General features: G+C 62.1%; 9 protein-coding genes and 1 pseudogene. 6 read left to right on the top strand and 4 right to left on the bottom strand.

The features are described from left to right. The first annotated feature begins 1 nt into the window (after position 1). Together PYH37_RS09095 and PYH37_RS09100 are read left to right on the top strand one after the other, a co-directional pair. The gene (locus PYH37_RS09095) at positions 2–532 is read left to right on the top strand and encodes a dihydrofolate reductase family protein (protein ID WP_280731087.1); all 531 of its coding nucleotides are present in this window, start codon (positions 2–4) and stop codon (positions 530–532) included. Between the two features lie 102 nt (positions 533–634). After that, positions 635–742: pseudogene (locus PYH37_RS09100) on the top strand (IS5/IS1182 family transposase); the annotation flags it as partial. Positions 743–996: 254 nt separating this feature from the next. Here PYH37_RS09100 and PYH37_RS09105 read toward each other — a convergent pair. After that, positions 997–2,370, bottom strand: a complete 1,374-nt coding sequence (locus tag PYH37_RS09105; RefSeq protein WP_280731088.1) for a sigma-54-dependent transcriptional regulator — start codon at positions 2,368–2,370, stop codon at positions 997–999. Between the two features lie 2 nt (positions 2,371–2,372). Beyond that, entirely contained in the window at positions 2,373–4,238 is a 1,866-nt protein-coding gene (locus tag PYH37_RS09110; protein ID WP_425336053.1) for a sensor histidine kinase, read from the bottom strand. A gap of 229 nt (positions 4,239–4,467) precedes the next feature. Here PYH37_RS09110 and PYH37_RS09115 point away from each other — a divergent pair, with 229 nt between their 5' ends. Beyond that, a complete protein-coding gene (locus PYH37_RS09115; RefSeq protein WP_280736678.1) occupies positions 4,468–5,793 on the top strand; it encodes a dicarboxylate/amino acid:cation symporter in 1,326 nt (441 codons plus the stop codon). Positions 5,794–5,899: 106 nt separating this feature from the next. Here PYH37_RS09115 and PYH37_RS09120 read toward each other — a convergent pair whose 3' ends face one another. Continuing rightward, the gene (locus PYH37_RS09120) at positions 5,900–6,823 is read right to left on the bottom strand and encodes a response regulator transcription factor (RefSeq protein WP_280731090.1); all 924 of its coding nucleotides are present in this window, start codon (positions 6,821–6,823) and stop codon (positions 5,900–5,902) included. Next, positions 6,816–10,190, bottom strand: coding sequence for a hybrid sensor histidine kinase/response regulator (locus PYH37_RS09125; protein ID WP_280731092.1), 3,375 nt, complete (start codon positions 10,188–10,190; stop codon positions 6,816–6,818). Before PYH37_RS09125 ends, PYH37_RS09120 begins: the two co-directional genes overlap by 8 nt. Positions 10,191–10,478: 288 nt before the next feature. On the opposite strand from PYH37_RS09125, the gene urtA reads away from it, so the two are divergent. The 3 genes from urtA to urtC all read left to right on the top strand — a co-directional run bounded on the left by urtA (position 10,479) and on the right by urtC (position 14,797). After that, positions 10,479–11,771 (top strand): urea ABC transporter substrate-binding protein, encoded by a 1,293-nt coding sequence (urtA, locus tag PYH37_RS09130; protein WP_280731094.1) that lies wholly within the window; start codon positions 10,479–10,481, stop codon positions 11,769–11,771. Positions 11,772–12,020: 249 nt separating this feature from the next. Next, the gene (gene urtB / locus PYH37_RS09135) at positions 12,021–13,637 is read left to right on the top strand and encodes an urea ABC transporter permease subunit UrtB (protein ID WP_280731095.1); all 1,617 of its coding nucleotides are present in this window, start codon (positions 12,021–12,023) and stop codon (positions 13,635–13,637) included. Next, a complete protein-coding gene (gene urtC, locus PYH37_RS09140) occupies positions 13,634–14,797 on the top strand; it encodes an urea ABC transporter permease subunit UrtC (protein WP_280731096.1) in 1,164 nt (387 codons plus the stop codon). Before urtB ends, urtC begins: the two co-directional genes overlap by 4 nt. The last annotated feature ends 4 nt before the right edge of the window (positions 14,798–14,801 follow it).

The following is a 14,801-nucleotide window of genomic DNA, read 5'->3' on the forward strand; positions in this document are numbered from 1 at the left end:
CATGGCGAAGCTCGTCTACGCCTTGAACCAGTCCCTGGATGGGTATGTCGACCACATGGAATTTGCGCCCGATCCCGCGCTCTTTCGTCATTTCATCGACGATGTGCGCGGCCTAGCCGGCAGCGTGTACGGTCGCCGCATGTACGAGGTGATGCGGTATTGGGACGAAGATCGTTCTGAGTGGGACGCGGAGGAACGCGACTACGCGGCGGCGTGGCGGAGCCAACCGAAGTGGGTCGTGTCGCGCTCGTTGAAGTCCGTCGGCCCGAACGCCACTCTCGTTGAGGACGACATTGAGGCGGCGATACGCGGGCTGAAGGCTCAACTGAATGGGGAGATTGAAGTTGCCGGACCAGAGCTAGCGCGAAGCCTGACCGACCTTGGTCTTGTCGATGAATATCGACTGTACCTTCATCCCGTCGTGCTTGGTCACGGCAAGCCGTTCTTCGCCGGTCCGCGGCCGCCGCTGCGCCTCGTGGCGAGCGATCGAATTGGCGGGGACGTGATTAGGCTAATATACGTTCCCGCATAGTCGCGCGACTAACCCGACGGACTGCTAAGAGTGGTAACTTTCAGGATCAGCGGCAGCAGTCTCCGACGTTGGCACGTGGGCGAAAGACGACTGGCGGCTTTCAAGCTGAAGCATTTCCGCCGCGTCGCCACCCACTAGGACAAGCTTGCTGCCAACGTCCTCGCCATGGTCCAACTCGCCTCAATGCGGCTGTGGCTGCGCGCTTGGTGAGTCTACGACCTAGTCCTAGTCTAGGCCTGTGCGGCCAGCGACGTCTCCGGCAGGGTGCCCTTCATCCGGCCCGCCGACCACCTTCTCCAGCAAGGCGGGGCGAAGGCGCCAAGCGGCGCTGTTTTCGCCCCCTCAGCGCGCGCTTGACGCGAGAGCGGCGCGCGGCGAATTCAACCCCTCGCCCCGCTCGCGGGGAGAGGGCGAGGGGCAATCGCCCCCTCGACTACCTGAAATTACCTGCACAATCCGGCGGTCTAGTCTTCACCATCCTTCGCCGAGGCAGCGCGCCCCACATACTCCGCCCGGTTGATGCCGTGGCGCTGCAGCTTGTCATAAAAGGTCTTGCGGGGAATGCCGAGTGCCTCCAGGGTCTCCTTGACGTCGCCGCGATGCGCCGTCAGCGTCTCTTTCAGGATTGCTGCCTCGTAGCGCTCCAGCCTTTCCGGCAAAGTGCCCCCTGTAGCAGCGGGGGGACTGGCGGGCTTGCCCGGATCGCCCTCGACCCCAAGCGCCACCCGTTCGGCGAAATGCGAGAGCTCGCGCACATTGCCGGGCCAGGGGTGCGACATCAGGTGATCGCGGACCGTTGCCGAGATTGTTGGCACCTCCCGACCGAAGCGTTCTGAGGCACGGGCGAGGAAATGCGAGAAGAGAAGCGGGATGTCTCCACGGCGCTCACGTAAGGGCGGGATCGACAGCGTCACGACATTGAGGCGGTAGTAGAGGTCTTCGCGAAAATCGCCGCGCTCCGCCGGATCGCCGAGATCGACCTTGGCCGCCGCCACGACGCGAATGTCGACCGGCCGGACGGCGTTGGTGCCGAGCGGCGTGATCTCGCGTGCCTCAAGCACCCGCAGCATCTTCACCTGGGTTGCCGGCGGCATCGCCTCGATCTCGTCCAAGAACAGCGTGCCGCCGCTTGCATGCTCGATCCGGCCGATCCGCTTCTTGGTCGCCCCGGTGAAGGCGCCGGGCTCATGACCGAAGAGCTCGCTCTCGATCACCGTTTCAGGGAGCGCGCCGCAATTGAGCGCGACGAAATTGCCGTCCCTGCGCCGGCTCCATTGGTGCAGCAGCGTTGCGACCACCTCCTTGCCGCTGCCGGTCTCGCCGGCGACCAGCACGTCGACGTCGGTATCGGCGATGTGCCTCAGCGTCTGACGCAGCCGTTCCATTACGGCGGTCTGGCCGATTAGTGGCAGGCTTTCGGAAGCACTCTCCGCCGCGCGCCGAAGCGCGCGGTTTTCCATCACGAGGCGGCGTTTCTCCTCCGCGCGCCGCGCGCTTTGAACGAGGCGGTCGGCGGCAAACGGCTTGGCGATGAAGTCGTAGACCCCGTCCTGAATGGCCTGTACGGCCATCGGTATGTCGCCGTGTCCGGTCACCAGAATGACGGGAAGGTCCGGGTCGAGCGCGGCGACTTTGCGGAAGAAGGCGAGGCCGTCCAAGCCCGGCATGCGGATGTCGCTGACGACGATGCCGGCGAAGTCGGGGCGGAGCGCCGCGAGTGCTTCGGTTGCACTCGCGAAGGGCGAGACCGTGAAGCCGGCGAGCTCCAGTGTCTGCTGCATCGCCTTGCGCAGGTCGCGGTCGTCATCGATCAGGAACACGTTTGATGCGCGGTTCATGCTCAAGCCTTCTGCAAATGGACGGTGAATGTGGTTCCGGACGGGCCGCTGTCGACTTCGATGGTGCCGCCGTAATCGGAGACAATCTCCTTCGAAATTGCCAATCCGAGGCCGAGCCCCTCTTCCTTCGACGTGTTGAAAGGCGTGAAAAGTTCGTCCCGAATCTCGGTTGGGATGCCTGGGCCGTTGTCGGCAACCGTCAGGGTGACGCCGCCGGCTGTCTCCGCGCAATCGACGCGAACTACTCCATCCGGTCCGTCACCGAGCGCTTCGAGCGCATTCTGGAGCAGATTGATCAGCACCTGTTCCAGTCGAATTCGATTGCCGAGCGCCTTCAATTCATCGGGCGGCAGGGAGAGTTTGATCGTATCCATGCGCCCGGCAAAGCGGCTGCGCAGAAGAAGCAGCGCTCCCTCTATCACGTCCTTCATCGCCGTCGGTTCGGCAGCGAAGTGGCCCTTGCGCGCGAAGCGGCGTAGCTCGTCGGTGATCGCGCCCACCCGCTCGGTGAGTTCCGCGATGCTGGTAAGGTTGTCGGCAGCGGTCGCGCTCTGGCCGCGATCCAAGAAGGTGCGGGCATTGTCCGCATAGGCGCGGATTGTGGCGACGGGCTGGTTGATTTCATGGGCGACGCCGGCTGCGACCTGGCCGAGGATCGCCAGCCGGTTGGCCTGCACGAGATCCTGCTGGACGGCCTGCAGCTTTTCGGTCGTCTGCCGATGATCGGCGATTTCGATCTCGAGACTATCGCGCGCCATTCGGAGGTCGCGCGTCCTTTCCTCGACCCTTGCCTCCAGTTCGTTTCGCGCCAGCCTCTCTGCCGCTGACCGCGTCGCGATCATCTGCCGCCGGCGCAGGAGAAATGCCAACAAAGCCAGGAGCGGCACCAGCACCGCGAGCATCAAGAGTCGCGCTTCGCGTGCGCCGGCCGACAGGGCCGTTTCGATTGGCGACAATTGTTCGAGACGCCAATTGGTGGACGGCACCATCGTTTCGACCCGCAGAAACGCTTCGGGACTGCTGCCTGGGAGCAGAACGTCAAGAATGGTCGAGCCGTCGGCCATCGCTTCCAGTTGGCGGAAGGGAAGGGGCAGCAGGGGCGCGTCGCCGAATTGCAAGCTTTCGCGGATTTCGGCCGCCCGATCCTCGGGGATGGGCTCCGTCGTCATGAACCGCCAGGACGGCAGGCTGGCGATGAGCACGATGCCGCGACGGTCCGTGACATAGGCCGGCTTGCCGGAGGCGCGCCAATCGGCTTCGACGCCGTCGAATTCGAGCTTGGCGACGATGACCCCGAGCGGCCCGTCGGGCCCATCGATCCGTCGGGAGATATAGAGTCCGGGGCGCCTGCTGACCGTTCCCATAGCGAAATGTTCAGCCTTGCCGTCGCGCAGCGCCAGCCGGAAATAGTCCCGGAACGCGTAATCGTTGCCGACGAAACTCGTCGGCTCGCGCCAATTGCTGGCGGCGACCGCGACCCCGTCCCGCCCGATCAGATAGACGACGGCCGCTTCGGCGCTGGCGGCGAGACTTTCGAGCTTACGGTTGATCTGGTCCAGCGATCGTCCGTCCGCCGATATGAGTGCCTCGCGAATGGCCGTGTCGTCGGCGAGAACCAGTGGTAGTGCGCGTTGCCTTTCAATAACCGCACGCAGCAGCGATGCTTTCAGGCTGACGTCGATGCGGCTCTGATCGGCCAAGGCACCGAGCGCTTTTGCCCGGCCATATTCGCCGGCCACGAGAAAGCTGACCACCAGAAGTCCAACGGCGATGACGGTGAAAAACAACCAGGATCGCTGCGCCCGGCGGTGAAGCTCGCCTAGATTGATTGTGTCCAGAGCATGTGTGGTCATTGCGATATTGTGCATGTTTTCGCCCAGTAAGCCAGTCGCACTGTGCGGATTCTCGCACATGGAGACGTGAGGAGAGTGGGGGCGAATTTATAAAAGTAAGTACATTCAATCGGTTGCTGATGCGGCCGCGAACTGGCACGGGCGTTGCAATTCCCTCCACATGACAGCCGCTGCTGTCGGTCTTCGGAAAAGTGGCCTGGGAGGCCCGGCAAACTGCCGGACTGGGCCCCGCGTGGAGGATATCATGATCGCAGAACATTCCGCGGAAGTCCGCGGCAAGACACCCCTTTATCGGCACCTCTATGTGCAGGTCCTGGCGGCGATCGCCGCGGGCATTCTGCTCGGACATTTCTATCCCGATGTCGGCACCGAATTGAAGCCGCTTGGCGATGCCTTCATCAAACTCGTCAAGATGATCATCGCGCCGGTCATCTTTCTGACCGTCGCGACCGGCATTGCCGGCATGACCGATCTTGCCAAGGTCGGGCGCGTCGCCGGCAAGGCGATGATCTATTTCCTGACTTTCTCTACGCTCGCTCTCATCGTGGGCCTGATCGTAGCCAATGTCGTACAGCCGGGCGCCGGGATGCATATCGATCCGGCATCGCTGGATATGAAGGCGGTTACCACCTATACCGAGAAGGCGCATGAGCAATCGATCACCGGCTTCGTGATGAACATCATTCCGACGACGCTGATCAGCGCCTTCGCCGATGGCGATATATTGCAGGTGCTGTTCATTTCGGTCCTCTTCGGCATCGCGCTGGCGATGGTCGGCAAGAAGGGCGAACCGGTCGTCGATTTCCTGCAGGCTTTGACCGCGCCGATCTTCCGGCTGGTGGCGATCCTGATGAAGGCGGCGCCGATCGGTGCCTTCGGCGCCATGGCTTTCACCATCGGCAAGTACGGTATCGCTTCGATCGCCAACCTCGCGATGCTGATCGGGACCTTCTATCTCACCTCCTTCCTCTTCGTCTTCGTCGTGCTCGGCGCCGTCGCGCGCTACAACGGCTTCTCGATCGTCGCGCTCATTCGCTACATTAAGGAGGAGCTGCTGCTCGTCCTTGGAACGTCGTCTTCGGAAGCGGCTCTCCCGGGCCTCATGAGCAAGATGGAGAAGGCGGGCTGCAAACGTTCGGTCGTAGGCCTCGTCATTCCGACTGGCTATTCCTTCAACCTCGACGGCACGAACATCTACATGAGGCTCGCTGCGCTCTTCATTGCGCAGGCGACCGACATTCAGCTCTCTTTCGGCGACCAGATCCTGCTGCTGCTCGTGGCGATGCTGAGTTCGAAGGGGGCTGCGGGCATCACCGGCGCCGGTTTCATCACGCTTGCAGCGACGCTTTCCGTCGTTCCCGCCGTGCCAGTCGCCGGCATGGCCCTGATCCTCGGCATCGACCGTTTCATGTCGGAATGCCGGGCGCTCACCAACTTCGTCGGCAATGCCGTCGCTACGGTCGTGGTGGCGAAGTGGGAGGGCGAACTGGATCAGGCTCGGTTCTCTGCCGTGCTCGGCGGCGCGGGGCGGGAAGAGCCCATTCCGGCGGCTGTTCAGCCCGCCGAATAACTTGCCTCCCAGGGCAGGACCGCACGACAAGTGCGATTTGGCGCGGTCTGGTTTCCAGACCGCGCTTTTTTTCGACCACGCCGAAATGGTTTGCTCTCGAAGGCCATCAGATTCCGTGTAGCACCTGCGTCGCCTTGACGGCGGCGGAGGCACGGTTTTCGACGCCGAGCTTCACGTAAATCTGCTCGAGATGTTTGGTGACCGTTCGGGAACTGAGGCCGAGAATCTCGCCGATATCGCGGTTGGACTTGCCCTTGGCGATCCACAGCAGCACCTCGGATTCGCGCTGTGTCAGCAGGAAATGCTGCCGCAACACCTCATCGTCACTCATGCCGTTCTCGGCCGTCAGGCGGAAGAGATATTCGTTGGCACCGATTGCGCCCAGGTATGATATCTGCAGGCTGGATTGTCCCGCCTGGTGCAGCGTGAAGGTATCTTCCCGTGCCGATCCTCTGCGCTCTTGCTGCTGCATCCATTCGGAGATGCGCCCGGTGACGACCGAAAGACCATCGTCAGTTCCGGTGGCGGCATTGACGAGGCGGGTCGCCTGCGGCGTTGACCAGCGGACGGTGCCGTCGCCGCGCACGGCCACGAGATGCCGGCCCGCCGCGTCGAGTGCGACCCTTGCGCTCTGCGCAGAGCGGGCATTGGAGAGATGGACCCGGATCCGCGCCCTGAGTTCGTCGATATTGATCGGTTTGGTAAGATAGTCGACGCCGCCCGCCTCGAGCGCGCGCACGACATGTTCGGTTTCCGTGAGCCCGGTCATGAAGATCACGGGAACCTGGGCCACCGAGGCACTTATCTTGAGCCGGGCACAGGTTTCAAACCCATCCATCCCCGGCATGACGGCATCGAGCAGGATGATGTCGGGAGTGATGCGGTCGGCGATGTTGAGCGCCGCATTGCCCGAGGTGGCGATCAGCACGGAAAAGCCTGACTGCTCCAGCGCCTCCGTCAGGAAGCCCAGTGCCTCTGGCGAGTCGTCGACCAGCAGGACAATGTCGCGCGGATTTACAGTCTCAGACACGGGTACTCGCCTCCTCTGCTGCCAGCCCTTTGAGGAAGGCGTCGTAGCCCGTAAGGTCGAAGGCCCGGACATAGGCGCGCACGGCTTCAGCGAAGGCCTGGTTCTCCGGTTTCAGGGCAATCTCCGTCAGCTTCGACTCGATGCCTCTGACGTAGCCGATTTCGCCGAGCCGGATCAATTCTTCGACGTGGTGATTTCCAGGACTGGTTACAGGGTCGTTATTGGCGCTGGCGCCTTTGACGTCGCCTTCATGGATCCATTCGAGACCGAGATGAATCGCCAGCTTGTCCGCAAGCTGGCGCACGCCGAAAGGCTTGGCGAGCGTGTCGCTGTGGCCGGTCGCCCCCGCCGCAGACCCGTCGCCGATATTGGCCGACAATATGATCGCCGGCGCGGTTTGGCCGCTTTCCCTGAGCTTTGTAACCAGCTCCCAGCCGTTCATCCCCGGCATGGAGATGTCGATCAGGAACAAGTCGGGCCGGCTAGCTTCGAGCAGCGCCAGGCATTCCGCGCCGCTTGCCGCCGTCAGCACGACGAACTCGAGCGGTACCAACACCTCGCGCATGAGATCTCGGTGGTCTTCGTTGTCGTCCACCACGACAATGGTACGGCGCGGCCCCTTGTAGGATTTGATCCTTCGCACCGGGTCATTGATCGCCGCCGGCCGGTCGACTGCCGAGAGCATCAACCGGACCTTGAAGGCGGTGCCCTTATCCTTTTCGCTGGTAACGGAGATTTCACCGCCGAGCGTCTGCGTCAGCAGACGTGTGATGGTCAAGCCGAGGCCGAGCCCAGGCATACGATGCTCCGCCGCGCCGCGCTGAAACGGGTCGAAGATCCGCGGCAGATCCTTGTCGCTGATGCCGCGGCCGCTGTCTTCGATGGTGAAGGTCGCCACCTGACTGCGATAGGCGATGTCGAAACGGATGCAGCCCTGCTCAGTGAATTTCAGCGCGTTCGAGAGCAGGTTCACGAGGATCTGCCGAAGCCGCTTCTCGTCGGTGCGCACATATTGCGGCAGCGATGGCGCGCGGTTGTGCTCGAAGGCGAGCCCCTTGGCCTGCGCCTGCGGCCGGAACATGTCGACGATCTGATCGAGGAAATCGTGAATGTTGATCTCGTTGGAATAGACCTGCAGCTTACCGGCCTCGATCTTGGAAATGTCGAGCAGCCCGTCGATCAGCCCGGAGAGGTGATCGGCACTGCGCTTGATCACCTTGATGGCGCCTTGCCGGGAGGGCGGAATCGTCTCGTCTCGCTCTAGGATCTGCGCGTAGCCGAGCACGGCGTTGAGCGGCGTTCGCAATTCGTGGCTGAGGCCGACGACATAGCGGCTCTTTGCGCGGTTGGCCGCTTCCGCCGCCTCCTTGGCGTTCTGCAAGGCTGCATCCGTCCGCTTGTGAGCGGCAATCTCTTTGAGCAGCAGTGTGTTTTGGCGGGAGGATTCTTCCTCGGCGACGACTCGGCTGTCATGAGCGAGCACGTAGAACCATGAGACGATCCCGGCGAAGATGGCGAAGACGAAGAAGACGATTGCGACCGTCCGCTCGACGACGGCGGCGGTCTCCGGCGAAGCGGCGGTCGTCTGATGCGCGATCATCGCGAGGATGATGCCGATGCCGGTGATCGACAGGACCGCTGAAATTGCATAGCGCCCGAGCCTGGTTGCGAGCTTCGTTGTAATTGCTTCAGGCAGCAACGTCTTGGCGACCGTGGCAATCTGCGTGTTCAGCCGCGCCTTCGGCTTGCACATATCGTGACAGCGGCTGTCGAGCGAACAGCAGAGCGAGCAGATCGGCGCGGCGTAGGCCGGGCACCAGGCCATGTCTTCCGGCTCGAATGGGTGCTCGCAGATGGAGCAGGTAATCTCACTTTGACGAAACCAGCTCTTGCGCGGTTTGCGCGCCAGATAGAATTTTCCCTCCGTCCACCAGGCAATCAGCGGCGAGGCGATGAAGGCCGCAACGAGCGCGATATAGGGCGCGAGCGAGGCGGCAATGGCACCCATGGCGCCGAAATGCGCGGTAAGCGCCAGGATTGCCGATACGCCCATGGTGCCGAGGCCGACAGGATTGATGTCGTAGAGATGGGCGCGCTTGAACTCGATGCCCGGCGGCGACAGGCCGAGCGGCTTGTTGACGAAGAGGTCGGCGGAGATCGTGCAGAGCCAGGCCATGGCGATGATCGAGAAGATGCCGAGCGTCTCCTCAAGCAGGCGATAGATGCCAAGCTCCATCAGGAGGAGGGCGATCGCCACGTTGAAGACCAGCCAGATGACGCGGCCGGGATGGCTGTGCGTCAGCCGCGAGAAAAAGTTCGACCACGCGAGCGACCCGGCATAGGCGTTCATCACGTTGATCTTCAACTGCGAGACGACGACGAAGGCGGCCATCAGGAGCAGAGCGGCTGTGTCCGACGGAAAGATGTAGCCGAAGGCGGTGTAGTACATCTGCGCCGGATCGGCGGCCCTGGTTGAAGGCACGCCGGCGCTGAGCGCCAGCACGACGAGAAAGGAGCCGGCAAGCAGCTTCGGTGCGCCGACGATCACCCATCCGGATCCGGCCAAAAAGATGGCAATGCGGTGGTGGAGCTTGCGTTGGCCGTCTGGCGGCAGGAAGCGGAGGAAGTCCACCTGTTCGCCGATCTGTGCCATCAGCGCGAAGATCACCGCGGAAGCCGCGCCGAACTCGACGAGATCGAAGGGAGCAATCGTGCCTGTGGGGCCGGAGGCATGGTGGATGCCTGCATAGGCGAGCCAGAGCCCGACCTTTTCCCAATCGGCAAGCGCAATAAAGGCGAAGGGCAGGATGTTGAGGACGATCCAGAAGGGTTGCGTCATCAGTTGGAACTTGCTGATCAGCCGCACGCCGTGCGTTACCAGCGGAATCACCACGACGGCGCTGACGATGTAGCCGATCCAAAGCGGTATGCCGAGCGCGAGTTCCAGCGCGCCGGACATGATCGACGCTTCGATCGCGAAGAGGATGAAGGTGAAGCTCGCATAGATCAGCGACGTGATCGTCGAGCCGATATAGCCGAAGCTGGCACCGCGCGTCAGAAGGTCGATATCGACGCCGTGGCGGATGGCATAGCGGCTGATCGGCAGGCCGACGAGAAGGATCATCACGCTGGCGACGAGGATGGCGACGATCGCATTGGTCGTGCCGTAGGACATGGTGATGGCGCCACCGATCGCTTCCAGCGCCAGGAAGGAGATCGCGCCGATCGCGGTCTGCGAGATGCGCTCGGAGGAAAAGCGCCGCGCGCTTTTTGCGGTGAAGCGCAAGGCATAGTCTTCGAGCGTCTGGTTGGCGACCCAGCGATTGTATTCTCGCCTGACGGGAATGATGCGCTGGCGTGCCGCCATGTTGCCTCGCGTGTCTCGCATTGCCGGCCGGGAAGACGCCAGTCTCCCTTTCGTAACACAGATGACCGGTACACGAAATTGCTGCATTGCGGCGGAAGCTTCCTTCTTCCCCCCGTGATCTACGCAAAATGACGTATGTGCACTGCAGCGCCCCTGTCGGATGATCGCGTCCGGGAATGGGAGCGGGATGGGCGGAAAACCGCTTCACACTTTCCTATCCCGCTCCAAGCAACGGCTAACGAGAACGAGCACCACGTTGCGCGACCAGAACTAGAGGGGTTCATTGAGATGAATATCAGGACAAGCGTCAGCGGCGCATTCCTCGCTGCCGTCCTTTCGACGACGGCGTTCAACGGCGTCTTCGCCGCCGATGACACGATCAAGGTCGGCATTCTTCATTCGCTTTCCGGAACCATGGCGATCTCCGAGACGACGCTGAAAGACGCCATGCTCATGCTGATCGATGAGCAGAACAAAAAGGGCGGCCTGCTCGGCAAAAAGCTTGAAGCGGTCGTCGTCGACCCCGCCTCGGACTGGCCGCTCTTTGCCGAAAAGGCGCGCGAGCTGGTTTCCGCCGACAAGGTCTCGGCCGTTTTTGGCTGCTGGACGTCGGTTTCCCGCAAATCCGTACTGCCGGTTTTTGAGGAACTGAACTCGATCCTCTTCTATCCGGTCCAGTACGAGGGTGAGGAAAGCCAGCGCAACGTCTTCTACACGGGCGCCGCTCCGAACCAGCAGGCGATCCCTGCCGTCGATTATCTGATGGAAAACGAAGAGGTCGAGCGCTGGGTGCTCGCCGGCACCGACTACGTCTATCCGCGCACGACCAACAAGATCCTCGAGGCCTACCTGATCTCCAAGGGCGTCAAGCCCGAGGACATCATGATCAACTATACGCCTTTCGGCCATTCCGACTGGCAGACCATCGTCTCCGACGTCAAGAAGTTCGGCTCGGCCGGCAAGAAGACGGCGGTAGTCTCCACCGTCAACGGTGACGCCAACGTGCCCTTCTACAAAGAGCTCGCCAACCAGGGCATCAAGGCCGAGGACATTCCGGTCGTCGCCTTCTCCGTCGGCGAGGAAGAGCTTGCTGGCCTCGATACCGGCCCGCTGGTCGGCCATCTGGCGGCCTGGAACTATTTCCAGTCGGTCGACAATCCGGCGAATGCCGAGTTCATCAAGACCTGGAAGGCCTACACCAAGAACGACAAGCGGGTGACCAACGATCCGATGGAAGCCCACTATATCGGCTTCAACATGTGGCTGAAGGCTGTTGAAAAGGCGGGCACTACCGACACCGACGCGGTGCTCGACGCCATGGTCGGTATTTCGGTGCCGAACCTCTCGGGTGGCTATTCCACCATGATGCCGAATCACCACATCACCAAGCCGGTGCTCATCGGCGAAATCCAGGCGGATGGTCAGTTCGAGACGGTTTGGGAAACGCCCGGCCTCGTCGTCGGCGACGAATGGTCGGACTACCTGCCGGACTCGAAAGATCTGATCGCCGATTGGCGGGCGCCGATGTCCTGCGGCAACTTCAACGTCGCCACCGGAAAATGCGGCGGCAAGGGTTCATGATTTTCATCACGAAAACATTGTTCTCGGAAACGGCCACGGTAGGGCCGTTTCCTCAGCGACATTTTTCATGACTAACCAGTAGATCGAAATACCCTCCGTCCGGAAGCGTCCTTCGGGCGGAGGGACTTGCAGCCGAAATGCGGGGATGACGCCGAGAAACCGACGTGCCTGCTTAAATCCGGCCGCTGGCGGAGCTTGCCCGCGCGGCATGGGGCGAGTTCAGGCGACACGAATCGAGCGAGAGGGCAAATGCACCGCATCCTGCAAACCGTACTTGTCGCCTTGTTTCTCTTCACCGTGATCCCGGTCGCAGGGCTTCGGGCCGAAGAAGGGCTGCGCGAACTGGTGAATGCGCTCGGGACAGCAAAATTGTCCGACATGGACGAGCACATCGGCGCATTGGCAAAAAACGGTGATCCGAAGGTCCTGGCAATCCTCGAAGCGCTCGGTGAAGGCGATCTCTATGCCCGCAGGGCCGACGGCCAGGTATTTCTGACGGAAGAAAGCGGATCGGCTCTGACGCTCACCGACCCGGTTTCCGGCGAAAGCGCCGGCGAAGCGCCGAAGGTGGCGTTTCAAAAGATCAAGGTGAACAACAGCGTACGCCGCGCCGTGCGAACGGCGCTCGGCAGCCTGACGCTGTTGAGCCCGGATCGCAACGCGCGCCTCAAAGCCGTGCAATCGGTTCTGCAATCGCCCAGTGCGGAAGCGCTCGGCGCGATCGAGAACGCCCTCGGCTCAGAGAAAGATGCTGCTGTCCGGGCGCTGCTCGAACAGGCGCGTGCCACGACGTTGCTCATCTCAGACCGGCCGGTCGAGGAGAAGAAAAAGGCGATTCAAACACTGAAGGAAAGTGGCGGGCGCGACGCGCTGTCCATTCTCTCGGCCGCCATCGTCTCCGCGGACGAGAGCTTGAAGCCGGATATCGAGGCGGCACTTGCGAGCATCGAGCAAACGCAGGCGCTCTGGGCCGCCGGACAGAACGTCTGGTACGGCCTGTCCCTCGGCTCGGTGCTGCTTCTCGCGGCGATCGGCCTTGCCATTACGTTCGGGGTTATGGGCATCATCAACATGGCGCACGGCGAAATGGTCATGCTCGGTGCTTATACGACCTTTCTGGTTCAGGAGGTCGTACGCAACTCCTTTCCGGCGCTTTTCGATTGGTCTCTGGCGATCGCCCTGCCGCTCGCCTTTCTCGTGACGGGGGCCGTCGGTCTGGTGATCGAACGGGGCGTTATCCGCTTCCTTTATGGCCGTCCGCTCGAGACGCTGCTCGCCACGTGGGGCATATCGCTGATCCTGCAGCAAGCGGTCCGCACGATCTTCGGCCCGACCAACCGCGAAGTCGGCAATCCGTCGTGGATGTCCGGCGCTTTTGAACTGGGCGGGCTGACGGTCACCTGGAACCGTCTCTGGATCATCGTCTTCGCGCTCGCCGTCTTTGCCGCCCTTCTCTTCCTGCTGAAGAAGACGCCGATGGGTCTCCAGATGCGAGCGGTGACGCAGAACCGGCGCATGGCTTCCTCCATGGGCATCCGCACACCCTTGGTCGACGCGCTGACCTTCGCGCTTGGCTCAGGCATTGCAGGCATGGCGGGCGTCGCGCTTTCGCAGATCGACAATGTCTCGCCGAACCTCGGTCAAGGCTACATCATCGATAGCTTCATGGTCGTCGTCTTCGGCGGTGTCGGCAATCTCTGGGGTACACTTGTGGGCGCTTTCACGCTCGGCATTCTCAACAAGTTCATCGAACCCTATGCCGGAGCCGTCCTCGGCAAGATCCTCGTTCTCGTGTTGATCATCCTCTTCATCCAGAAGCGGCCGCGCGGGCTGTTTGCACTCAAGGGTCGGGCGGTGGAAGCATGATCACCTCGTTTCTCATCAAATCTGCAGACCGAACCATCGTCGTCGCTGTGGCGATCCTGCTGGGGTTCGCGCTCGTCATTCCGGCGCTGAACCTGCTGACGGCGCCGGACGATGCTCTGCATGTGCCAACCTATCTGGTCTCACTTTTCGGCAAGTATCTGACCTATGCGCTTCTAGCGTTGTCGCTCGATCTCGTCTGGGGTTTCTGCGGTATCCTATCGCTCGGACACGCCGCCTTCTTCGCTCTCGGCGGTTACGCGATGGGCATGTACCTGATGCGCCAGATCGGCGCGCGCGGCTCCTACGGCAACCCGCTGCTGCCGGATTTCATGGTCTTCCTCAACTGGAAGGAACTCCCCTGGTTCTGGTACGGTTTCGACATGTTCTGGTTCGCGGCGCTGATGGTCGTGCTGGCGCCGGGGCTGCTCGCCTTCGTCTTCGGCTGGTTCGCTTTTCGTTCCCGCGTCAATGGCGTCTATCTGTCGATCATCACCCAGGCGATGACCTACGCACTGCTGCTCGCCTTCTTTCGTAACGACATGGGCTTCGGCGGCAACAACGGCCTGACGGATTTCAAGGATATTCTCGGGTTCAACATCCACGCGGACGGCACACGTGCGGCTCTCTTTGCAGCCTCCGCATTGGCACTTGCCGCCGCGCTGGTCATCGCATCCGGCATCGTGCGCTCGAAGTTCGGAAAGGTGCTGGTTGCGCTTCGCGACGCAGAAAGTCGCACCCGCTTCCTCGGTTACCGCGTCGAGCACATGAAGCTCTTCGCCTTCACCGTCTCGGCGATGATGGCCGGCGTCGCTGGCGCCCTCTATGTGCCGCAGGTCGGCATCATCAATCCCGGCGAGTTCGAACCCGGCAACTCGATCGAGGTGGTGATCTGGACGGCGGTTGGCGGTCGCGGCACGCTGATCGGCCCGATCATCGGCGCCATTCTCGTCAATGGCGGCAAGAGCATCTTCACCGCCGCGTTTCCGGAATTCTGGCTGTTCGCACTCGGCGGGCTGTTCGTGCTCGTCACACTCTTCCTGCCAAAGGGCGTCGTCGGCACCGCGCAGCAATATCTCAGCCGGCGCAGAGCCTATCGCGAGGCCGCCCGAAACGACAAAGAGGCGAGCCTTGCGGCTGCCGAACCGATAGCTGCGGAGTGATCGC

Source organism: Sinorhizobium numidicum (assembly GCF_029892045.1).
Taxonomy (GTDB): Bacteria; Pseudomonadota; Alphaproteobacteria; order Rhizobiales; family Rhizobiaceae; genus Sinorhizobium; species Sinorhizobium numidicum.